This is a genomic window from Burkholderia sp. AU31652 (genome assembly GCF_002223155.1).
Taxonomy (GTDB): Bacteria; Pseudomonadota; Gammaproteobacteria; order Burkholderiales; family Burkholderiaceae; genus Burkholderia.
In genome coordinates, this window is record NZ_NKFG01000005.1 from 291,639 (window position 1) to 314,246 (window position 22,608).

19 protein-coding genes are annotated in these 22,608 nt (G+C 67.5%); 9 read left to right on the forward strand and 10 right to left on the reverse strand.

All coding sequences use genetic code 11. From position 1 onward, the window contains the following. Positions 1-58 precede the first annotated feature (58 nt). The 5 genes from CFB40_RS18820 (at position 59) to CFB40_RS18840 (ending at position 5,211) form a co-directional block, all read left to right on the forward strand. Entirely contained in the window at positions 59-499 is a 441-nt protein-coding gene (locus CFB40_RS18820) for a GNAT family N-acetyltransferase (RefSeq protein ID WP_089432026.1), read from the forward strand. A 341-nt stretch (positions 500-840) separates the two neighbouring features. Continuing rightward, positions 841-1,431, forward strand: a complete 591-nt coding sequence (locus CFB40_RS18825) for a class I SAM-dependent methyltransferase (RefSeq protein WP_089432027.1) — start codon at positions 841-843, stop codon at positions 1,429-1,431. 154 nt (positions 1,432-1,585) lie between these two features. Continuing rightward, complete coding sequence (locus CFB40_RS18830; protein ID WP_089432028.1) at positions 1,586-3,019, forward strand: alkaline phosphatase; 1,434 nt, start codon at positions 1,586-1,588, stop codon at positions 3,017-3,019. 32 nt (positions 3,020-3,051) lie between these two features. After that, a complete protein-coding gene (locus CFB40_RS18835) occupies positions 3,052-4,443 on the forward strand; it encodes an alkaline phosphatase (protein ID WP_089432029.1) in 1,392 nt (463 codons plus the stop codon). Positions 4,444-4,476: 33 nt separating this feature from the next. Next, positions 4,477-5,211, forward strand: coding sequence for a hypothetical protein (locus CFB40_RS18840; RefSeq protein ID WP_089432030.1), 735 nt, complete (start codon positions 4,477-4,479; stop codon positions 5,209-5,211). A gap of 124 nt (positions 5,212-5,335) precedes the next feature. Here CFB40_RS18840 and CFB40_RS18845 read toward each other — a convergent pair whose 3' ends face one another. The 3 genes from CFB40_RS18845 to CFB40_RS18855 all read right to left on the reverse strand — a co-directional run bounded on the left by CFB40_RS18845 (position 5,336) and on the right by CFB40_RS18855 (position 8,750). Continuing rightward, positions 5,336-6,475: an acyltransferase family protein gene (locus tag CFB40_RS18845; RefSeq protein ID WP_089432031.1), complete on the reverse strand. Its 1,140-nt coding sequence runs from the start codon at positions 6,473-6,475 to the stop codon at positions 5,336-5,338. Further along, positions 6,472-7,281: an OXA-1043 family class D beta-lactamase gene (gene blaOXA, locus CFB40_RS18850; protein WP_089432032.1), complete on the reverse strand. Its 810-nt coding sequence runs from the start codon at positions 7,279-7,281 to the stop codon at positions 6,472-6,474. The genes CFB40_RS18845 and blaOXA overlap by 4 nt, the downstream gene beginning before the upstream one ends. 317 nt (positions 7,282-7,598) lie before the next feature. Then, the gene (locus CFB40_RS18855; RefSeq protein WP_089432033.1) at positions 7,599-8,750 is read right to left on the reverse strand and encodes a porin; all 1,152 of its coding nucleotides are present in this window, start codon (positions 8,748-8,750) and stop codon (positions 7,599-7,601) included. 571 nt (positions 8,751-9,321) lie between these two features. On the opposite strand from CFB40_RS18855, the gene CFB40_RS18860 reads away from it, so the two are divergent. The 3 genes from CFB40_RS18860 to CFB40_RS18870 all read left to right on the forward strand — a co-directional run bounded on the left by CFB40_RS18860 (position 9,322) and on the right by CFB40_RS18870 (position 12,230). Beyond that, entirely contained in the window at positions 9,322-10,359 is a 1,038-nt protein-coding gene (locus CFB40_RS18860; RefSeq protein ID WP_069250603.1) for an ABC transporter substrate-binding protein, read from the forward strand. A gap of 69 nt (positions 10,360-10,428) precedes the next feature. Next, positions 10,429-11,394 carry an ABC transporter permease gene (locus tag CFB40_RS18865; RefSeq protein WP_089432034.1) on the forward strand — a complete coding sequence of 322 codons (966 nt, stop codon included), beginning with the start codon at positions 10,429-10,431 and terminating at the stop codon, positions 11,392-11,394. Between the two features lie 14 nt (positions 11,395-11,408). Continuing rightward, positions 11,409-12,230: a quaternary amine ABC transporter ATP-binding protein gene (locus CFB40_RS18870; RefSeq protein WP_089432035.1), complete on the forward strand. Its 822-nt coding sequence runs from the start codon at positions 11,409-11,411 to the stop codon at positions 12,228-12,230. Between the two features lie 153 nt (positions 12,231-12,383). Here the strand turns inward: CFB40_RS18870 and CFB40_RS18875 are convergent, their stop codons facing one another. From CFB40_RS18875 to CFB40_RS18905, 7 genes are all read right to left on the reverse strand, one after another. After that, entirely contained in the window at positions 12,384-13,316 is a 933-nt protein-coding gene (locus tag CFB40_RS18875) for an MBL fold metallo-hydrolase (RefSeq protein ID WP_089432036.1), read from the reverse strand. Between the two features lie 426 nt (positions 13,317-13,742). Continuing rightward, complete coding sequence (locus CFB40_RS18880) at positions 13,743-14,330, reverse strand: class I SAM-dependent methyltransferase (RefSeq protein WP_179255291.1); 588 nt, start codon at positions 14,328-14,330, stop codon at positions 13,743-13,745. Between the two features lie 79 nt (positions 14,331-14,409). After that, positions 14,410-16,077: a GMC family oxidoreductase gene (locus tag CFB40_RS18885; protein WP_089432038.1), complete on the reverse strand. Its 1,668-nt coding sequence runs from the start codon at positions 16,075-16,077 to the stop codon at positions 14,410-14,412. 15 nt (positions 16,078-16,092) lie between these two features. After that, complete coding sequence (locus tag CFB40_RS18890; protein WP_089432039.1) at positions 16,093-17,310, reverse strand: mandelate racemase/muconate lactonizing enzyme family protein; 1,218 nt, start codon at positions 17,308-17,310, stop codon at positions 16,093-16,095. Beyond that, complete coding sequence (locus CFB40_RS18895; protein WP_256976843.1) at positions 17,307-18,638, reverse strand: MFS transporter; 1,332 nt, start codon at positions 18,636-18,638, stop codon at positions 17,307-17,309. Before CFB40_RS18895 ends, CFB40_RS18890 begins: the two co-directional genes overlap by 4 nt. Before the next feature lie 133 nt (positions 18,639-18,771). After that, the gene (aldA, locus tag CFB40_RS18900) at positions 18,772-20,196 is read right to left on the reverse strand and encodes an aldehyde dehydrogenase (RefSeq protein ID WP_089432041.1); all 1,425 of its coding nucleotides are present in this window, start codon (positions 20,194-20,196) and stop codon (positions 18,772-18,774) included. Positions 20,197-20,509: 313 nt separating this feature from the next. Further along, on the reverse strand, positions 20,510-21,448 hold the full coding sequence (locus tag CFB40_RS18905; protein WP_011356424.1) for a LysR substrate-binding domain-containing protein: 939 nt from the start codon (positions 21,446-21,448) through the stop codon (positions 20,510-20,512). A 222-nt stretch (positions 21,449-21,670) separates the two neighbouring features. Between CFB40_RS18905 and CFB40_RS18910 the strand changes: the two genes are divergently transcribed. After that, positions 21,671-22,546: a LysR substrate-binding domain-containing protein gene (locus CFB40_RS18910; RefSeq protein WP_089428480.1), complete on the forward strand. Its 876-nt coding sequence runs from the start codon at positions 21,671-21,673 to the stop codon at positions 22,544-22,546. The last annotated feature ends 62 nt before the right edge of the window (positions 22,547-22,608 follow it).

Sequence of the window (22,608 nt, forward strand, 5' to 3'; positions counted from 1 at the left end):
CGACGAACGTGCCGGGGTGCGTTCGTCTTCGCAGCACGCATTGAACAACACAAGCAACATGGCAATCGAGATTCGCGCCTACGAGGCATCCGACCTGCACACGCTGTCGGCCATCTGGTTCGACGCGTCGCTGCTTGCGCATCCGTTTCTCGGCGAGGCGCGGCTGCGCGAGCAGCGCACGCTGATCGAACAGGTTTATCTACCCAACGCGGAAACCTGGGTCGCGTGGCGTGGCGGCGAACCGGTCGGCTTCATCGGTCTGCTCGATGGTTCAATCGGCGGATTGTTCGTCGCGCCGGCGTTGCACGGCCACGGGATCGGCCGCGCGCTGGTCGAGCATGCGCTCGCGCTCAAGGGCTCGCTCGATCTGGAGGTGTATGCCGACAATCGCGATGCCCATGCGTTTTACACGCGGCTCGGCTTCGACGAAATTTCGCGGCGCGACGAGGACGACGAAGGCTTGCCGTTCGCGAACATCCTGATGCGCGCCACGCGCTGAACGACCGGTCATGCTGACGGCCGACGATCTTGCCGCGATCGAGACCGCACTGCAGCAGATCCGGATCGTCGGCGAGCGCTATCCCGCGCATTTCTAGCAGCACATCGACCGCTGACCGGGCGTGCGCCAGCTGATCCGGCACGAATTGGTCAGGCAAATCAGGGTCAATCTTCACGTCAGCTTAAGTTTGCGTTTCCTAGAATCGATTGACCGTCGCGTGTACAGCGACGGACCGATTCGCCCAGGAGGATGCGCATGAACCCTACCCGTTTCGCCGTAGCCCAGTTCCGCGCGGTCATCGGCACGCCGCCGCTGACCGCGCAAGCGCCGGAGGCCCGCCGATGATGTGGCCGAACGCGTGGCGTGTCTCGGCACTGTTCGTGCGCGAGTGGGTCGGCCGTCCGGCCGCGGTGGGCGCGTTGTGCCCGAGTTCGCGGCAGCTGGCGCGCGAAATGGCCGACGCGGTGCCGGACGGCGCCGGGCTGGTCGTCGAGCTCGGCGGCGGTACCGGCGCGATCACCGCGGCGTTGCTCGAACGCGGTGTCGCGCCGCGGCGGCTCGTGGTGGTCGAACGTTCGCCGGCGTTCGTCCAGCATCTGCGGCGACGCTTTCCGGGCATCACGATCGTGTCGGGCGACGCGCGGCAGCTCGAACGGCTGCTGCCGCCCGAGGCGCGCGTCGACGCGATCGTGTCGTGCCTGCCGCTGCGCACGCTGCCGCGTCAGGACGTGACGGCCATCATCGACCAGTGCCATCGCGTGCTGTCGGCCGACGGCGTGATGATTCAGTTCACGTACGACCTGCGGCCGCCCGGCCGTCATCCGCTCGGCGATTCGGCATTTGTTGCCTGCGGCAGCCGGATCGTGTGGGCAAACATACCGCCCGCGCGCATCGTGACCGTGCGCAGCGTCGCCGCCGAACACGCGGAATGACGTCGTCGCGCGTGGGGCGCCCGATCGTGGCGCCTCGCTCTCGCCTTTCATAAATCCTTCTAATCCTTCCAATTGCCATTCATATTGCCGTCACATCCGGTTCCTACCATCGCCTTTCATTTCGAAAGCATCAATGGCGGGGGGAGCGGGCAACATGAATCGAATCAAACTGGCGGCGCTGCTGTGCGCGGGCGCCTTTGCACTGGCCGGATGCGGCAGCGACGACGGCCCGACCAGCACGGCGCCCGCGCCCGTGCAGGCGGCGGCGCGCAACGTGATCTTTTTCCTCGGCGACGGCATGGGGATCACGACGCTGACGGCCGCGCGCATCTACGCGGTCGGTGAAGACGGCGCGCTCACGATCGACACGCTGCCCGAAACCGCGTTCGTGAAGACCTATTCCAACGATGCGCAGGTGACGGACAGCGCACCGTCGATGTCGGCGTACATGACCGGCGTCAAGACCAACAACGAAGTGATCTCGATGTCGCCCGACACGAAGGCGATCGAGCCGACCGCGAGCCTCACCGGCAACTGCGGCGCGAACAACGGCAAATCGGCTGCGACGCTGCTCGAGATCGCGAAGGCGCAGGGGCTGGCCACCGGTGTCGTGACGACCACGCGCGTCACGCACGCCACGCCGGCGGCGACGTATGCGCACGTGTGCCATCGCGACGCCGAGAACGATATCGCCGCGCAGCTCGTGCCGGGCGGCGCGGGCTACAACGGCGCGCTGGGCGACGGCGTCGACGTCGTGCTCGGCGGCGGCACGCAATTCTTCGTGCCGAAAGACGGCGGCGGCAAGCGCACCGACGGCCGCAACCTGGTCAACGAGCTGAAGGCGAAGGGCTATGCGGTCGCGCAGAACCGCGACGACCTGCTGGCCGCCGACGCGACGAAGGGCGGCAAGCTGGTCGGCCTATTCGCGTCGAGCCACATGAGCTACGACCTCGATCGCGGCGCGACCAAGGAGCCGAGCCTCACCGACATGGCGACGCGCGCGCTCGACGTGCTGCAGAAGAACCCGAACGGCTATTTCCTGATGGTCGAAGGCGGCCGGATCGACCACGCGCTGCACGACACCAACGCGAAGCGCGCGCTGCAGGACACGGTCGCGTTCGACAACGCGATCAAGGCCACGATCGACAAGGTGCGCAAGACCGATCCCGACCTGAAGAACACGCTGATCGTCGTCACGGCCGATCACGACCACACGCTGGTGCTGAACGGCTATGCGGCGCGCACGGGCAAGACCGAGGCGGGCAAGCCCGGCGTGCTGGGCGTGCTGCGCAGCTACCAGACCGGCGCGGTCGCGAAGGATGCGGACGGCGCGCCGTACACGATCATCGGCTTCGGCAACGGCGAGAACCGCGTGCAGGGCAGCCGCGCGGGCACCACGCTCACCGACGCGGTGACGGGCGCCGACGACTATCGCCAGGAGGCGGTCGTGCGCATGGACAAGGGCAGCGAGACGCACGGCGGCACCGATGTGTTCCTCGGTGCGATCGGCCGCGGAGCGGATGCGTTCCACGGCGTGATCGAGAACAACAAGGTGTTCGAGCTGGTGCGCAACGCGGTGCAGCTGTGAGCGCCGACCAAACGGGTACAGGGGAATACAGGATGTCGACCATCAAGTGCATCGCGGCGGCGCTGGCCGTCGCGGGTTTCGCGTGCGGCGCGGTGCAGGCCGCCGGCCAGGCGAAGAACGTGATTTTCTTTCTCGGCGACGGCATGGGGCCGACGACGGTGACGGCGAGCCGGATCTACAAGGTCGGTGAGTCGGGACAACTGACGATGGAGAAGCTGGCCCGCACCGCGCGCGTCAAGACCTTCTCGAACGACGCGCAGACGACCGACAGCGCACCGTCGATGGCCGCGTACATGACCGGCGTGAAGATGAACAACGAAGTGCTGTCGATGTCGTCGGACACGCGCGCGGTCGCGCCGGGCAACGACGTCAACGGCAACAAGACCGTCAACAACTGCGCGCCGGGCAACGGCCAGCCGGTCGCGACGCTGCTGGAACTCGCGAAGGCGCGCGGCAAGGCGGTGGGTGCGATCACGACGACGGAACTCACGCACGCGACGCCCGCCGCGACCTATTCGCACATCTGCCATCGCGACGCGCAGTACGACATCGCCGCGCAGGCGGCGCCGGGCGGCGCGGGCTACAACGCGGCGCTCGGCGACGGCGTCGACGTGCTGATGGGCGGCGGCCGCAACCACTGGACGCCGTTCGATCCGGTGGCGAACAAGCGCGGCCGCGCGGACGGGCGCAACCTGCTCAACGAGATGAAGGCGAAGGGCTACACGGTCGTCGCGACCCGCGATCAGCTCGCGCAGGCCGGCAACGGCAAGCTGGTCGGTCTCTTCAGTTCGACGAGCCACCTCGAGTACGAACTCGACCGTGTCGCGGGCAAGGGCGAAGGGCCGACGCAGCCGAGCCTCGCCGAGATGACGTCGAAGGCGATCGACGTGCTGTCGAAGAATTCGAACGGCTATTTCCTGATGGTCGAAGGCGGCCGGATCGATCACGCGCTGCACGGCACCAACGCGAAGCGTGCGCTGGAGGACACGGCGGCGTTCGACGAGGCGATCCGCGTCGCGTTGTCGAAGGTCGACCTGTCGAACACGCTGATCGTCGTGACGGCCGACCACGACCACACGATGACGATCAACGGCTATTCGAAGCGCGGCAACCCGATTCTCGACATCAGCCGCAACTATCGCGACGGCCAGCCGAGCAAGGACGCCGACGGCAACACCTACACGACGCTGGTGTTCGGCAACGGCGCGAACCGGCCGAACGTGCGTGCGTCGGTCGATTCGGCCACCGCGACGAATGAGGCGTATCTGCAGGAAGTCGGGGTGCGGATGGGCAGCGCGGGCTCGGAGACGCACGGCGGCGGCGACGTGATGCTGTTCGCCGACGGCGCGGACGCGAAGGCGTTCAAGGGCACGATCGACAACACGAAGGTGTTCGGTCTCGTGCGCTCGGCGTTCGGTTTCTGAATCCGTTGACTGCATGAGGAACGGGAACGCCCGATGAAACGTCAGCTTCTCTGCGTGCTCGCCTGCGGGTGGGTTGCGCTGCCGGCTCTTGCAGCGGCCGATCTCGACGCCGTGCTGCTGCACGAGAGCCGCACGGTGTCGGCCGACGGCGTGACGCGCACGACGATGTATCGCGAACGGATGGTGCGCCGTGACGGGCACGTGTGGGTCGAACGCGTGCTGCCCGTCGCGGCGGCGGGTGGTCACGGTAATGATCACGACCACGACCACGACGCGGGCGTTCGCACCGGCGTGCAGCCGGCCGCTGCCCACGCGGGCCACAAGCACTTCAACTTCCAGGCGGCCGCGCGGCACGTGACGTACGACGGCAAGACGGCGCGCATCGAGTACGTGGACGCGGCGAACCGGACGGTCGTCAGCGTGCCGCCGGCCGAGTACGAAACCACGGGCTTCGACGGCTCGTGGGACAACGCGTACTACGTCACGCCGCCGTCGCAGTTGAAGCGGCTCGCGGTGGCGAAGCGCGGCGACGTGCCCGGCACCCGCTGGTACGAGCAGGCGGTCGACACGCCCGGCGCGCGCGGCGTGAACCGGATCCTGTGGAGCGAGACGCTGCAGGCGCCGCTGTCGGTCGAGTACCGGAGCGCCGACGGCCGCGTCGTGCGCAAGCTGACCCTGACACCGGCGGCGGCCGCGCGGCGGGAGACGTTGCCGTGGCAGGCGCTCGCCAGCTATACGCGCAAGGAATACGCGGATTATCTCGACTGATCGACGAGGTCGACCGTCTGTACGCGGGGCTTGCGGTCAGGCCGGCCGGTATCGTCAAGCGATACGGCCGGGCCCTGGCCGATTTTTTTCTCCCGGCGACCCGGCAGCGATGGCCGATGACACGCTAGAAGCGCGCGCCATCCGGCACGCGCGTTGAAGGCCGCGACGCGACTCGCTTGATGAGGCGGTCGAGCGGCGTCGCATAGCCGCGCGCGATCGCCGCGCTCAGCGCCGCCGACAACACCAGATACGCAATCAGCAGCACCAGCTTCGCATCGCCGTGCGTGGCCGACGGCGGCCAGAACGTGCGCAGCCCGCCGAGCACGATCAGGTGGAACAGGTACAGCTCGTAGCTCAGCTTGCCGGCACGGCCCAGCGGCGCGAGCAGGCGGCCGTGCACGCGCTCGCCGTTGACGTGCGCGCCGATCAGCAGCACGGCCGTGCCGAGCGCCATCGCGGTGACGCCGACGACATGACTTTCCGCGATCGGCCACGCCAGATAAAGCGTGGCCATCGCCGCTGCGACGAGCCACTGCACGAGCGGCGCGGCCAGCCGCCGCCCGTTCACGCGCTCGGCCAGCAGCGCGGTGCAGCAGCCGATCGCGATGCCGTCGAACGACGCGAAGTACGCGTAGAGGAACCCGCCTTCATCACCGGCATGCGTGAAGCGGTACACGGGCCCGATCGCGGCGATGGCCACCCAGAACGCGACGAGCCGCGCATCGCGGCGCAACGCGATGCACAGCAGCGGAAACGACAGGTAGAACACCTCTTCGACCGACAGCGACCACAGCACGCCGAGCGCGTAGTTGACCCACCCGTACGCGCCGATCAGCACGTTCATCCAGAATGTCAGCGACGCGAGGTTCACGAGCCAGAACGACACGGCGATGCCCGCCGGCGCATGGTTCTGGAAGATCGGAACGCCGGCCGCCGCGAGGCCGTTGACCAGCGCGAGCAGCAGGAGCAGGCACGGGACGATGCGCGCGAGTCGCGACACGTAGAACGCACGCACGTCGACCGCGCCGAGGCTGCCCCAGCGGCGGCGCGCATTCGACGTGATCAGGTAGCCGGAGATCACGAAGAACATCGTCACGCCGTAGTTGCCGTTGCGCGCGATCGCATGCACGGCATCCCAGCCGAATACGCGGGCGAGCGACGTGTCGCGCAGCGAGTAGGGGATGTTGAAGTGATGCAGCAGGACGAGCACGATCGACACGCCGCGCAGCAGGTCGATCCGCGCGTTGCGCGGGCCGGTGCTCATTGCGGCCTGCCCGGTTCGGCGAGGGCCGGCAGCGTCGCCAGGAACGTATCGCGTGCGCGCAGGCCGGCGTTCGGCGTCTGCCGCTCGTCGTCCTGGATCAGGTACGCGAACGCGACCTTGCGCGGCCCCTTGGCCGCCCAGCCGACGAACCAGCCGTACGCGTGCGACGCATCGTACTTGCGCCCCGGCGACCCGGTGCCCGTCTTGCCATGCACGATCCAGCCGTCGGGCTGCGTGTCGATCAGCGTGATGCGCTCGGTCATGTCGAACGCGTGTGCGCTGACGGGCAGCGTCCGGTTCGCGATCTTGCGAATGAAGGCGACCTGCTCGAGCGGCGAGATGCGCAGCGACGCGTTGACCCACGCGCCCATCACACCGTTCAGTTCGCCCGTCGGGCTGGTCGCATCTTCGTTGCCGTAGCCGAATGCGGTCGTGTACTGCTGGAAGCGCGCCTGCCCGAGCGCCTGCGTGACCTGCTGCGAGTACCAGAAGATCGACAGCTTCATCCAGCGCGCCGGGTCGGTCGGCTCGCGCCACGGTGCGCCGCCCCAGTCGGGGTAGCCGGCGTGGAAGTCGAGCGTCGGCGTGTGCATGTCTTTCAGGACGCCCGCATCGAAGCCCATCAGGCTGATGGCGACCTTGAACGTCGACGCCGGCGTCACGCGGGTCGCGCAGTCGCCTTGCTGCACGAGCAGCTGGCCGGTGGCGGCGTCGGCGACGACGGTGCAGATCGGGCGGGCATCGGAAGTCGCGGCGGCCAGGAGGCCGGCGGCGAAGGTGAACAGCGCGCGGCGCCAGTGCTTCAAGTGACACTCCTCGGGGATGGGCTGTGGGTGCGCGAAAGGCGGCAGGCCGGGCGCAATGAAGGCGACGGCCGGCATCGGGGATCGTGGGGATGGCGGCCGTCGCGGAGATCCACAGTGTATCGGCGGATGGTCGTCCGTTGACCTGTCACGGCTGACGGGACGAGCGGGCGCTTTTTGCCGATTCCGGCAACATCGGCGGGTCGCGCGTGACGGCGCCAATGAAAAAACCCGCCGGCAGGCTTGCGCTTGCGGGCGGGCAAAGACACCTCGGGCAGACCCGCACGGGTGTCGCGTGAAGAACGGAGAACCGGGTTACATCAGAACTTGTGGCGCAGCGCGACGCGCACGGCCACCTGGTTCGACGTCGACGACGGCGCGTCGGTACCGGGGATGAACGCGTTGTCGAGGATCGAGTTCGTCTTGTCGCCGGCGATGTGCTGGTACGCGGCCTGCACGTACACGTCGGTGCGCTTCGACAGGTTGTAGTCGGCCATCAGCCCGGCCGAGTGGATCTTCGGCTTCGCGTTGCCGGTCGATGCGTCGTACTTCTCGAGCGACAGCACGTACTGCGCGCCGACCATGAACGCCGGCGTGACCTGGTACGAGCCGTTCACCTCGAAGTTCTGGTACTTGATCGCGCTGACCGTCGCGCCCGGGGCGATGATCGCGCCCGGCGTGCCGAGGTAGCCGTTGCCGGTCGGGTTCTTGTAGTTCGAGTTCGTGTACGCGACGCCGACCGTCGCCTGGCCGAACGTGTAGTTGATGCCCGCGCCGAACACGCGCATGCGCTCGGCGATGTAGCTCGCGTCGTTCGCGGTGATCGCGCCGGCCGAGCCGTTGCCCGGATGGTTCGCCTGCAGGTACGCGGCGCCGATCAGCAATCCGTTGTTCTGGTACTGCGCGCCGAAGCTGTACGCGCGGTTGTCCGAGAAGCTCGTGCTGTTGCTGAAGCTGTATGCGCCGCCGAACTGGAAGCCGCCGAAGTTCGGGCTCGCGTACTTCACCGTGTTGTCGAGGCGGAACGAGTTGTCGGTGTTGTCGTTGTCGAACGGGTGCGCGAGCAGGTAGCCGCCCCAGTTGCCGTTGGCCGTGGTCGGCGCGAGATAGTCGACGACGGAGTCGTACTGGCGGCCGAACGTCAGCGTGCCGTACTGCGCCTGGCTCAGGCCGACGTACGCCTGGCGGCCGAACATGCGGCCGCCCTGGTTGAGCCGGCCGCTGTTCACGTCGAAGCCGTTCTCGAGCTGGAAGATCGCCTTCATGCCGCCGCCGAGATCCTCGCTGCCCTTCAGGCCCCAGCGGCTGCCCTGCGCGTAGCCGCTCGCCATCTCGTAGACGTGGCCGGTGCCGACGTTGTTCGTATAGTTCAGGCCTTCGTCGATCACGCCGTACAGCGTGACGCTGCTTTGCGCGAACACGGGGGCCGCGAAGGTTGCCGTTACGGCGAGCGCCGTCAGGGTCTTTTTCATTGAGAGATCTCCGTGATATCCAGCTGGTATCGGTTGTCGTGAGCGCGCCCGGCGTGGCGCGCCCCGTCATCCGGGGCGACCCGATGCAGCGCGCGCGGCGCCGGGTCGCGCAACGCGCGGCGGCGCGGCAACCGGCAGCGTCGGGTCGTGTCTCCTCCGATGACACCGCGCATTCTTCCCAAGCCGGCAAGGAACCGAAAGCGAGTAATTTCGATGGATGGGATCGGGTTCGCCAATGGGGTCGCGACAGGCCGTTTCGACAGTCGAAACGGGGCGTGGCGTGCCGCGCTGCAACGCCGGCCGCGCAACGGCCGAACGCGGGGGCGGCGCGGCCCGCGCCGGGTCTTGCACGGGCTCGGAAAATCGGCCGCGAGGCCCGTCCGGCGGGCCTGACAGGGCGCCCAGGGATCGATCGACGCCGCCGATTGCAATGATCGGAATTACTCGTTTCCCTAAACAAATTGGCGGCGGAAACATGCAGGCTGACCGGACATGGATACGTCCACGCTTCGCCGGTCGCCGCGCATGCCGCGACGCACAAACAACAGATTCGATTTGGAGACGACCCACCATGCAGATTCGACGACTGAAAACGGTCCTTCTCGCCGCCGCGGCGATCCTGTCCGCGCCTGCCGCCCACGCGGCCGGCGGCGCGTGTACCGACGGCAAGACGGTCCATTTCGCGGGCATCACGTGGGAAAGCGGGTCGTTCGCGACCGAAGTGCTGCGGCAGATCATGGAGAAGGGCTACGGCTGCAAGACGGACGTCGTGCCGGGCAGCACGGCCGCCACCGAAACGGCGCTCGCGCGCAATGACCTGCAGATCTGGGCCGAGCAGTGGACGGGCCGCAGCGAGATCACCGCGAAGGCCGTCTCGTCGGGCGCCGTGAAGCTGATCGGCGACACGCTGCCGGGCGGCACGACGGAAGGCTGGTTCGTGCCCGACTACGTGGTGAAGGGCGATCCGGCGCGCAACATCAAGCCGGTCGCGCCGGGGCTCGTGTCGGTCGACGATCTGCCGAAGTACAAGCAGGTGTTCGCCGACGAGGAGGAGCCGGACAAGGGCCGCTTCCTGAACTGCCCGACGGGCTGGGACTGCGAGCGCGTGAACACGCGCCTCTTGCGCGTGCTGAAGCTCGACCAGTCGTACACGAACTTCCACCCGGGCACCGGCGCGGCGCTCGACGCGGCGATCGCGTCGGCGTACCAGCGCGGCGCGCCGATCGTGTTCTATTACTGGGGCCCGGCCGCGCTGATGGCGAAATACAAGTTCACCGCGCTGAAGATGCCGGCCTATAACGAAGCCTGCTGGAAGACGTTGCGCGACGAGAGCAGCACGCACCAGTGCGCGTCGTCGTACATGGTGTCGCGGCTGACGGTGGGCGTGTCGAAGCCGTTCGCCGATGCGAACCCCGATCTCGTCGGCGTGTTCGGCAAGGTGCGCTTCCCGATGGACTTCCTGAACCAGACGATCCTCGAGATGACCACGAAGAAGATCGACGGCGCGGCGATGGCCACGCAGTTCCTGAAGACCCGCCAGGACATGTGGAAGCAGTGGGTGCCGGCCGACGTCGCGCAGAAGATCGCCGGCAGCCTGAAGGGCGCGTAACCTGCGCGCGGCGGCGGGCCCGCGCCCGCCGCCGCCGTCACGCGCCTTCGCGGCGCGACGGAGAATCAAATGAACGGCTTCTTTCTGCACCTGTCGATCGCCGACTGGGTGAACGGCGCGCTCGAGACGTTCGTCGCGCAATACGGCGACGGCTTCCATCACTTCAGCGTGCTGGTGCTGCGCTACCTGCTCGTGCCGCTCGAAGGCGCGCTGCGCGTGGCGCCGCCGTGGCTCGTGCTGCTGGTGGTCGGCGCGATCGCGTGGAACGCGACGCGCCGCATCGGCCTCGGCGCGCTCTTCATGCTGCTGCTTTACGCGATCGGCTGCTTCGGCCTGTGGGACAAGCTGATGCAGACGCTCGCGCTGATGCTCGTCGCGACGGTGCTGTCGGTCGCGATCGGTGTGCCGGTCGGCATCCTCGCGTCGCGCAGCGCGTGGCTGCGCCGGATGCTGCTGCCGGTGCTCGACGTGATGCAGACGCTGCCGAGCTTCGTGTACCTGATCCCGGTGCTGATGCTGTTCGGCCTCGGCAAGGTGCCCGCGATCCTCGCGACGATCATCTACGCGCTGCCGCCGCTGATCCGCCTGACCGATCTCGGCATCCGCCAGGTCGATCCGGACGTGACGGAAGCCGCGCGCGCATTCGGCACGACGCGCTGGCAATTGCTCGTCAACGTGCAGTTGCCGCTCGCACGGCCGAGCATCATGGCCGGCATCAACCAGACGACGATGATGGCGCTGTCGATGGTCGTGATCGCGTCGATGATCGGCTCGCGCGGGCTCGGCGAGGACGTGCTCGCGGGCATCCAGACGCTCGACGTCGGCAAGGGCACGCAGGCGGGCCTCGCGATCGTGATTCTCGCGATCGTGATCGACCGGATCAGCCAGGGCTTCGGCCAGGAGCGCCGCGCCCGGCGGCGGCTCGCGCAGCAGCGCCGGCAGAAGGGCGCGTCGCGCGTGCCGTACCGGCTGCCGCGCAAGACGCAGTCGACGGGCGTCGATTCGAATCAGGCGACGCAGTCGTCGCGGGCATAGGAACGGAGGCAGACATGGCGACCATCGACGTCAAACACGTGTACAAGCTGTTCGGGCCGCAGGCCGCGCATGCGCGCGTGCTCGACCTGCTGCGCTCGGGCAAGCGCAAGGCCGAGGTGCTGGCCGAAACGGGCTGCAACGTCGGGCTCAACGACGTGAGCCTCGGCATCGAGTCGGGTGAGATCTTCGTGATCATGGGGCTGTCGGGTTCCGGGAAATCGACGCTCGTGCGGCACTTCAACCGGCTGATCGAGCCGACGGCCGGCGAGATCGTGATCGACGGCAACGACGTGATCAAGCTCGACGCGCACGGGCTGCGCGAGCTGCGCCGCTTCAAGGTCAGCATGGTGTTCCAGAACTTCGGGCTGCTGCCGCACCAGACCGTGCTCGACAACGCCGCGTACGCGCTGCGCACGCGCGGCGAGAAGCGGCACGATGCGGCCGAGGCCGCGCGCAACTGGCTGACGAAGGTCGGGCTCGACGGCTATGGCGATCACTATCCGGACGAGCTGTCGGGCGGGATGCGGCAGCGCGTCGGGCTCGCGCGCGCGCTGGCGGCCGATACCGACGTGCTGCTGATGGACGAGGCTTTCTCCGCGCTCGATCCGCTGATTCGTACCGAGATGCAGGATCAGCTGCTCGAACTGCAGGCGACGCTCGCGAAGACGATCGTGTTCATCACGCACGATCTCGACGAAGCGCTGCGGATCGGCGACCGGATCGCGATTTTGCGCGACGGCACGCTCGTACAGGTCGGGACGCCGGACGATATCCTGTCGCGGCCGGCGGATGACTATGTCCGGCGGTTCGTGGAGAAGCGCACGAGTGTGAACTGACGGGAGCATGAAGAACGGCGCGCCGCGACGGGCGGCGTGCTTTTTTCCGGCGCCATGGCGACGACACGCGATCGCCCACGAAAAACCGCCGCAAGTCTCGTGGACGTGCGGCGGTCTCGTCGTGATCGTCGAACACCGATCCGTGACCAGTAATCAGTAATCCCACAGAACCGGCACGAACCGGAATCCGTCGCCGTTCCTGGCGATATGACCGATGGACGGAAACGCGACGTGCGCGGCGGCCAGCAGCGCGCCGGTCTCGGCGGCTTCATTGAACAGTGCGATACGCACGGCGGCAGCCGTTTCAGGATCGTGCTCGAAGCCGTTTTGCCACTCGGGATGATCGAAGTTGACTTCGAAGATCGCATCGCCCGCGAACGTCAGCTTCTCGCCGTTCGATGCGATGTCCACGACGCAGTGCCCGGGCGTGTGCCCGCCCGTCACGCGCGCCGACACGCCTGCGGCGACTTCCACGGTCTGGTCGAACTGGACGATGTTTTCACCGTAGAGCGCCACGAACTTCTCGGCCGCCTTGCGCAGGGCCGGCGGCACCGTTTCCGGCATCACCGTCTTGCTGAAGTCCGGATTTTTCCAGAACGCCACTTCCGCGGCCGACACGTGAATGCGCACGTCCGGGCGCAGCTTGGCCTTGACGCCGTCGACGTTCAGCCCGCCGACGTGATCCATGTGCATATGGGTAATCACGATATCGGTGAGCGCGGACAAGTCGATGCCGGCCGATTCCAGACGCATCACCGACTTCCCGGCGCGCGTGAAGTATTCGAAGCCGTCGCCCACGCCGGAGTCGATCAGGATCAGGCGTTCGCCGCTGCGCACGAGCGCGATGTTCAGCGCCCAGTCGAACATGTCGCGTTGCAGGAAACGGCCGTCGAACCAGGCATTGCGGTCCGCTTCGCTCACGTTGGTGGACATGGTGGAGGTCGGCAGCGGCAGAATGCCGTCGCTGATCAGCACGACGTCGACGTCACCCACGCGGACGGCGTAGCGGGACGGCACGAGTTCGCCCGAACCTGGCTTGCCGAGGTCAGAGATAACCGGCTGAACATTGCGGGTGGTTTCGCTCATCATCAATAGTCCTATTCATCGAGTGGGGTAAGTCGCACTGCAGGGTGCGGGTCACGAGCACGACCACGAATTTCGCGCGTTTCGCTTCGCTCGCCTTTCAACCGGGCGTGAGAAGGATTGTAGTCAGGGGGATGAAAGGCGGAAGCACCGGGAGCGCACACATCATGTTGTTCGACCGGCAACAATCGACGACGGGCGGGAAGCGACGGGCAAGGCGACGGGCGGATGGATCGACGCGCCGTTCACCGACCGCGACGCTTCCTATCCGCAGACGGTTGCATGGCGGCTGTACGCTGCGCCGGTGGTGATCGGGCCGGACGCGCATGCGCTTGCCCGTCCGCCTGCGAGCGGGATTCTCCCGGCGAAACGCCGACGCCCCATGTTTGTCGGCGTGCGGCGAGCGTCGCCGGTTTCGACGTGCGGCCGCTACTTCGTGCCGAGCACGCAAGCGAGCGGATGCGACGGTACCCCGTTGCGATGGATGACCACCGACGCGAAGCCGGCTTCGGTCATGAGGCGAGCCAGCGTGTCGGGTCGGTACGCGTCGTACGGCGCACGCTCGATGTCGCGTACGGTGATCGCGGCGATGCCACCGCTTCTGACGACGCGGCGCAATTCACCCAGGCCGAGCGCCGGGTTGCGCCAGAAGTAGATGCAGTTGATCGAGAAGACCTTGTCGAACGCGTCGTCCGAGAACGGAAGCGCGTCGACGGAGCCGAGCGAGAGCCGTACGCGGCCTTGCTCGATGAACGCGCGATTCAGCTGCCTGGCGGCGGCCAGCATGGTCGCGGAATGATCGACCCCGGCGATGCGGCAGGATCGGGCGGCTTCAGCGGCGAGCCTGATCGCCTCGCCGGGGCCGAACCCGACTTCGAGTGCCCGCTCGCCGTCGCCGATCGCGAGCAGCGACAGCGTCCACACGTTGTCCGCCCGGTTGACCCGGCGCATGATGCGGCCCACGATCCATCCGACGAGGCCGCGCGGCCGGCCGGGTTGCCCGAGATGAGTGGTCATGGCGTTCTCCTTCCGGTTTGCCCGCGAGCAAACGGCGTGCCGCAGGCGCGGCACCCGGGAAAACACGGCGGCCACCGTTTCAGTGTGCGACGGTTTCCCGTTCGCCGGCCTGCGTGCCCGTCCTGTCGCCGTGCAGCGCATCCGCCAGGATCAGGTCCGCGCCTTTCTCCGCGACCATCATCGTCGGCGCGTTGATGTTGCCCGACGTGATGTTCGGAAACACCGACGCATCGACAATCCGCAGCGCCTGCAGCCCGTGCACGCGCAGCGACGCATCGACCACCGACGTCGCCGCGTCCGGCCCCATCGCGCACGAGCCGCACAGGTGATAGATCGAACCCGACTGCTCGCGGAAATATTGCAGCATCGCTTCGTCGGAATCCACCTGCGGCCCCGGCGAGATCTCCTCGACGGTCATCGACTTCAGCGCCGGCGCACGCATCAGCGCCCGGATCACCTTGCTGCCCTGCACGGCTTCGTCGAGATCCTTCTGCGTGGTGAGCGCATTGATGTGGATCTTCGCGGCATCTTCCGCGCGGTTCGACGCGATCTCGATCGTGCCGCGGCTCGTCGGCCGGCACGGGTTGAACGCGATCAGGAAGCCCGAATAAGGCTCGGGCTTGATGCTCGCACGATCGCTCTTCGGGATCCGGTACGACAGCGGGTTGAAGTAGAGCTGGAGGTTCGGCTCTTGCGCGTCGTCCGTGCCGCGGAAGAAGCCGCCCGCCTGGTTCACGCTCATCGCGAGCGGGCCGCGCTTCGTCAGCAGGTAGCGCAAGCCGATCTTCATCTTGCCGATGAGCGTGCCCATCTCGTCGTTCAGCGTCGGCCGGTTCGCCTTGAAGTAGAAGCTCACGCACAGGTGGTCCTGCAGGTTGCGGCCGACCGCCGGCAGCGCATGCACGAGCGGCACGCGCCGGCGCGCGAGCAGCGACGGATCGCCGACGCCCGACAGTTGCAGCAGCTTCGGCGTATCGACCGCGCCGGCCGCGAGGATCACCTCGCGCGCGGCGACGAGCGTTTCGTCGCCGTGCTCGCCCGCGACGACCACGCCGGTCGCACGCGTGCCGTCGAACGTCACGCGCCGCACGAGCACGCCCGAGCGCAGCGTGAGGTTCGCGCGGCCCAGCGCGGGGCGCAGGTACGCGAAGCTGCTGGAGCAGCGCTCGCCGTGCTTCGTGTTCAGGTCGTAGATGCCCGCGCCTTCGAACCGCGCGCCGTTGAAATCATCGGTGCGTGGCAGGTTCAGTTGCCCGCAGCCCTTCAGGAACTCGTGGACGATCGGATGCACGTCGGCCTTCATCGACGTGATGTGGATCGGCCCGGTCGAGCCATGATGCTGCGGATCGGTCGTGCCGGCCGCGTGGGTTTCGAGCTTGCGGAAGTACGGCAGCACGTCGTCGTATGCCCAGCCCGGATTGCCGGCGTTTGCCCAGTCGTCGTAGTCGCTGCGCTGGCCGCGCACGTAGACCATCGCGTTGATCGAGCCCGAGCCGCCGACCACCTTGCCGCGCGGGCAGTACAGCTTGCGGTCGGCGAGCTGCGCCTCGGGCTCGCTGTAGTACATCCAGTTGTAGCGGCGGTTGTAGTAGGTCTTGGTGAAGCCGACCGGCACCTTGAACCAGAACGACGCGTCGCGTTCGCCCGCTTCGAGCAGCAGCACCGAGTGCCGGCCCGATTCGCTCAGGCGGTTCGCGAGGATGCAGCCGGCCGAGCCCGCGCCGACGATGATGTAGTCGTAGCTCATGTCTGTCCTTTGCGCTCAACCCTTCGCGGGGGCGAGATCCTTCACGTCGACGGGGTGTTCGCCCATTTGCAGGTGAAGCCGTTCGCCGGTATACGGCGTGTGGCGCTTCACGACGTCCATGTCGAGCTCGATGCCGAGGCCCGGTTCGTTCGACGGGATGATGTAGCCGTCTTCCCAGCGGATCGGCGTCTTCACGACTTCCGCGTGGAAACCGCCCCACGTCATGATGCTTTCCTGGATCAGGAAGTTCGGCGTGCAGGTCGCGAGCTGGATGCTCGCGGCCGCGCCTACCGGGCCGTTGTACAAGTGAGGCGCGATCTGCGCGTAGTGCACTTCGGCGAGCGTCGCGATCTTCTTCGCTTCGAGCAGGCCGCCCACGCGCGCGACGTTCAGTTGCAGGATCGATGCGCCACCGGCTTGCAGCAGCTTGTGGAACTCGTACTTGGTCGTCAGGCGCTCGCCGGTCGCGATCGGAATCGACGTGTGCTTCGCGACTTGCGCGATCGCTTCTTCCTGGCCGGGGGGAACCGGCTCCTCGAACCACAGCGGGTCGTATTTCTCGAGCCGCTTCGCGAGCCGGATCGCCGACGACGGCACCATCTGCCCGTGCGTGCCGAACAGCAGGTCGGCCTTGCTGCCGACGGCCTCGCGCACGCGGCGGCAGAACAGTTCGCAGCGGTCGAGCACCTCGAGCGACAGCTGGTGGCCCGAGTAAGCCGTGTACGGGCCGGCCGGATCGAACTTGACGGCCGTGAAGCCGAGCTTCACGTTCTCGGCTGCGCATTCGGCGGCGAGGTCGGGATCGTCGTAGTCGTATTCGCCCTTCGCGTTCTTCGGGTACAGGTACGTGTACGAGCGCAGCCGCTCGTGGATCTTGCCGCCGAGCAGTTCGTACACGGGCTTGCCGGCGGCCTTGCCGATGATGTCCCAGCACGCCATCTCGAGGCCGCTGACGACGCCCATCATCGTGAGATCGGGCCGCTGCGTGAAGCCGCTCGAGTAAGCCTGGCGGAACAGCCGCTCGACGTGGTGCGGATCGCGGTTGAGCAGATGGCGTTCGAACACGTCGTCGATGATCGGCGCCATCGCCTTCGGGCCGAACGTCGCCGAGTAGATCTCGCCAACGCCTTCAATGCCGTCGTCCGTCTTCAGCTTCACGAAGATCCAGTACATCCCGCCGACATGCGGCGGCGGCACGGCAACGATATGGGTTTCGAGCGAAACGATCTTCATGCGGACTCCTGGATGCGATTGAGGCGGTACTTGAGGAATGCGGCGGCGCCCGCGCCGCAGAGCGCGATGGCCGCGATATAGCCGAAATAGAGCTGGTAGCCGTGCGCGCCCGGGTAGGTCTGCGTCACGTAGCCGTTGATCAGCGGCACGAACACGTCGGGCGAATAGCCGAGCACCGAGATCAGGCCGATCGCGAGGCCCGCGCAATGCGTCGGCACCTTGCAGTCGTCGAGCAGCGACCAGTACAGGCCGCGGATCGCATAGGTGAGGATGCCGATGAACAGCACGAGCACCACGAGCATCGCCTGCGGGCTGTGTGCCGGTGCGGCGATCAGCCCGACCAGCGACAGCGCGGCGAGCACCAGCGCCCAGAACAGCACGGACACCTTCGATACGCGGTCGCCGAGGAAGCCGCCGCCGATGCCGCCGACGGGGCGCATCCACAGCTTGAGCGTCGTGATGAAGCCGGCCGCCGTCGCGCTGAGCCCGAAGTTGCCTTCGTGCAGGTACGCGGAGAAGCTGTAGGTCGCCCAGAACACCTGGTAGCCGCAGAACACGATCGCGGCGACGAGCCACAGCTCGGGGATCGCCGCGAGCGTCTTCAGGTCGGTCAGCACGTTGCCCTTGGTGCGCTTCGTGGCCGCTGCACGGTCGCCCGTGTTCGACGGATCCTTCACCAGCGCGAGCAACACGCCGAGCGCGATGCAGAAGAACGCGTACAGGTGGACGACGAGCTTGAAGCCGGCTGCGTCAGTGCCGCCGCGTGCCTGCGTGACGTACGCGAACAGCGTGATCGCGATCGTCGCGAGCAGTGCCTCGACGAGGCCGCGGCCGCCGTCGAGCAGGCCGAAGAAGCGGCCCTGTTCGTCGGGGCCCGCGATCATGTTCACGCGCTTGATCACGGCGGCCCAGAACGTGAGGCCGGTGGTCAGCCCCCAGCCGCCGAAGATCAGCACCAGCAGGTCGAACGACGGCCCGGTCGCGTAGACGAGCCCGAGCGCGCCGGTGGCGAGCAGCGAGAAGCAGATCAGCCAGCGCGGCGACAGGCGGTCGGCCAGCCAGCCGCTCGGCAAATAGCTGATCAGGAAGATCGTGCCGAGCGACGAATACAGGTAGCCGAGCTGCACGTCGTCGATATGGAAGAACTGCAGCATCGTCGGCTGGTACACCTGCCGCAGATACAGCATCGGGTAGATCGCGCCCGCGGCGATCACGAGCAGCAGCAGTTGCAGGTAGCGTTGCGCGCGGGAATGCTGCGACGCGTGTGCGTCGAGTGCTTTGTCCTGCAATGCGAGCGACGCGGCGGGTGTCGACGGTTGGGTCGGCATGATGTCTTCCTCCATCAGGCATCCTTAACGCGGACGCCTGCAGATTTTTTATGTTCTGGTTGGGTCAGGGGCGGCGCGCGCGGCGTGGTGTTTGAGTGCGCGCGCCGGAAACGGTGCGTTTGGCGTGACGGCGTCAGTACTTCATGACGACGAGGCGCGTCTGCGTGAATTCGAGCATCCCGTGCTTGCCGTCGTCGCCGCCGAGGCCCGAGCGCTTCCAGCCGGCGTGGAAGCCCTGGTACGGATCGGCCGGCGTGCGGTTCACGTACAGCTCGCCGGCTTCGATCGCGTTCGCGACGGTCATCGCGGTGCGGTAGCGCTCGGTGTAGAGCACCGACGACAGGCCGAACTGGTGGTCGTTCGCGAACCCGATCGCTTCGTCGAGCGTCGTGTAGCGCAGCACGGGCATGATAGGGCCGAAGGTTTCCTCCTGCACGATCTCCATGTCCTGCCGTACGCCGGTGAGCAGCGTGGCCGGGTAGAAGAAGCCGGGGCCGGCCGGAATCGCGCCGCCGGTTTCGAGCGTCGCGCCGGCTGCGATCGCGCGTTCGACCATCCCGTGGATGTGCGCGCGCGCCGATGCGCTGACGAGCGGACCCATCCGTGACGCGTCTTCCGCGCGGTCGCCGATGCGCACGGCCGCCATCTTCTCCTTCAGCAGCGCGACGAAGCGGTCGTGCACGCTGTCGTGCACGTACACGCGTTCGATGGCCGTGCAGAGCTGGCCGCAATGGGTCGTCTTCGACGCGACGAGCGCGGCGGCCGCGCGTTCGAGGTCGGCGTCGGGCTCGATGATCGCGGGCGTCTTGCCGCCGAGTTCGAGCGACGGCTTCGCGATGTTCGCCTTGCAGTAGTCGAGCACCTTGCGGCCTGCGTTCACGCTGCCCGTCAGCGTGATCATGCCGACGGCCGGATGCGTGCACAGCGCTTCGGCCGTCGCGTGGTCCATCGTCAGGATGTTGACGACGCCCGGCGGGAAGCCGGCATCGTCGGCGGCTTTCGCGATCTCGAACGCGGACACCGGCGTGTGGTTGCTCGGCCGCACGACCACGGTGTTGCCGGCGATCAGCGCGGGTGCGACCTTGCGCAGCAGCGTGTAGACCGGGTAGTTGAACGGGATCAGGCAGGCGACGACGCCGATCGGCTCGCGCTGCAGGAACAGGTTCTCGTCGGGCGTGTCGCTCGGGATGATCTCGCCCTCGATCCGGCGCGCCCACTCGGCGTGGTAGCGCGTGATCTGGCCCGCGTAGACCGCTTCGTTCGACGCGTCCGCGACGCTCTTGCCGGATTCCCGCGCGAGCGCCGCGCCGATGTCGGGCGCGCGTGCGGTCAGCGCGTCGGCGAAGCGGTGCAGGTACGTGGCGCGTTCGGCGCTCGGCAGCTTGCGCCACGCCTTCTGCGCGGCGGCCGCAGCGTCGACGGCGGCGAGCGCGTCGGCCGGTGTCGCGGCCGGCACGCGCGCGAACGGCGCTTCGGTGGCGGGATTGTGGACGACGATGAACGTGTCGCTTTCCGGGGCGACGAAACGGCCGTTCACGTAGTTGCGTTCGGTGCGCATGAAGTGACTCCTCCGATGAATGCAGGCGGATCGCTTCGAGTGGCGACACGCGTGGCACGGGATAGCGGCCATTCTGTTCATGCGTTTAGCGCACGACAAACGACTTATTTTCGCGTCGAGCATGAGAAAAACGCACGTTACTCGGCGAATCGGCTGGAGTCGCCCGTCCGGCAAGGCTGCCGTGGCGTGGGCCCGTGGGGGAGCGGGCGGAGGGCTGTCGTATTTTCCGACTGGTCCGAGTGCGGACGGGCGCGGAAGCCGGTAAGGTGTCGCCCGCGGCCGCAGGTCGAGGGTGGCCGGGGCGGGTCGCGCGCTAGGCCAGCGGCACCTGCGGCAGCGGCGACGACGGTTCGAGATGGCGCTTCGCGAGCCACACTTCCTGCTGCAGCCAGTCGCGGAACTGGACGATGTGCGGCAGGTTCGTCTGCTCGGGCCGCGTGACGAACCAGTACGACTGGTGGCCGTCGACGTGCACGTTGAGCACCTGCATCAGTTGCCCGGTCGCGAGTTCGCGCGCGACCATGTGGCGGTCGGCGATCGTGATGCCGAGGCCGTCGATCGCCGCGCGGATCGCATGGTCGAGCAGGTCGAATTCGTAGCCGCCGCGCGTGTCGACGTCGGCGATGCCGGCTGCTTTCAGCCAGTGCTGCCAGGTCAGGTAGCGCTGGTCGTCGGTGGCGAGCACGTGCAGCAGCGTGAAGCGGTTCAGGTCGATCGGCGCGCCGTCCTGTCGCAGCCGCGCATACAGCGCGGGCGCGCAGACGGCGATATGCTGCTCCTGCATCAGCAGCGCGTTGTCGAAGCCGTCCCATTCGCCGTCGCCGAAGCGGATCGCGCAGTCGAGCACGCGCGATTCGCCGAGGCTGTCGTGGATGCGGGTCGTAAGGCTCAGCTCGAATTCGGGATGCGCGTCGCGCAGCCGGCCGAGGCGCGGCATCAGCCAGCGCGCGGCGAAGGTGGGCGGCACGTTCGCGCGCAGGCGGTTCAGGTGGGTTTTTTCCTGCAGGCTGCGCACGGTCAGCTCGATCTTGTCGAACGACTGCTGCAGCGCGCGCAGCAGCACGCGGCCGGCCGCGGTCAGTTCGAGCTGGTGATGGCGGCGCTCGAGCAGGGTTTCGCCGAGCTGGCCCTCGAGCTGGCGAACCTGGCGGCTCACCGCGCTCTGCGTCACGTTGAGCAGCTCGGCCGCGCGCGTGAAGCTGCCGGTGCGGCCGGCCATCTCGAAGGCTTTCAGCGCATTCAGCGCCGGCATCTTGCGTCTCACGGGGCGGTGTCGTGTTTGGTGCGGGATGCTTATTGTAGGCGGGTGGCGCGGGCGCGGGGTCGCTGAATGGCGGCGACGTTGGGCGCGGGGGTTTTACGGTAGGGCGGCTGGCGTGCCTCGTCGTGACAAGGCTGCCCGCAGGCGGGCCGGCGGTGCCGGCCGGCAACGACACGAACGATACGAACGATACGAACGAAGGGGACACACATCATGCGACGCCTGCCATCGTTGATCGCACTGCGATTTTTCGAGGAGACCGCGCGTCACCTGAGCTTCAACCGCGCGGCGGTTTCGCTGTGCGTGACGCAGGGGGCGGTGAGCCGGCAGATCCGGTTGCTCGAGGAAGCGCTCGGCGCGCGGCTGTTCGAGCGCGATCACAAGGGCGTGCGCCTGACCGATGCCGGCGAGCGGTTGCTGCCGTTCATCGGGCAGGCGTTCGACACGATCGAACGGGGCGTCGGCGAAATCGTCGCCACGCGGCCGGGTGCGAAGCGGCGGCTGACGGTGTCGCTGCCGCCGACGTTCGCGACGCAGTGGTTTTCGCCGCGGCTCGGCACGCTCGCGGAGGCGCTGCCCGACGTCGAGCTGTCGATCCGCACGGAGCCGGATGACGATTGCCATTGCCACATCCGCTTCGGGCGCGCGGCGCGCGCCGGGATGCAGTCGGAGCTGTTGATGATGGAGCGGCATGCGCTCGTCGGCGCGCCGCGCTATCGCGGCGATGCGCTGGATGTGCTGCTGGGCCGGTTGCCGTCGCTGCATGTGCTGCACGAAGGCAAGCGCCTGACGCTGTGGGCCGACTGGTGCGAGCAGGCGGGCGTGCCGCCGGCGCGGATCGGCGACGGCATCGAGTTTTCGACGCTCGAACAGGCGATCCGCGCGGCGCGCAAGGGCGCGGGGCTCGCGGTGGTCGACCTGAACATGATCGAGGAGGAGATCGGCGAGGGCAGCCTCGTGCGGCTGTCACCGGTGCAGCCGATCGGGCCGTTCGGGTATTGGCTCGATGTCGAGCCGGAGAGTGTGGCGGTCGAGCCGGTGGTCGCGTTTGCCGCGTGGTTGAGGGAGCAGGCGGGGAGGAGGGGGTAGGACCGCTGCCGGTGGGACGCGGCTGATCGGAATGCTGGAAAAATCGGATCAGTCCGCGCCAG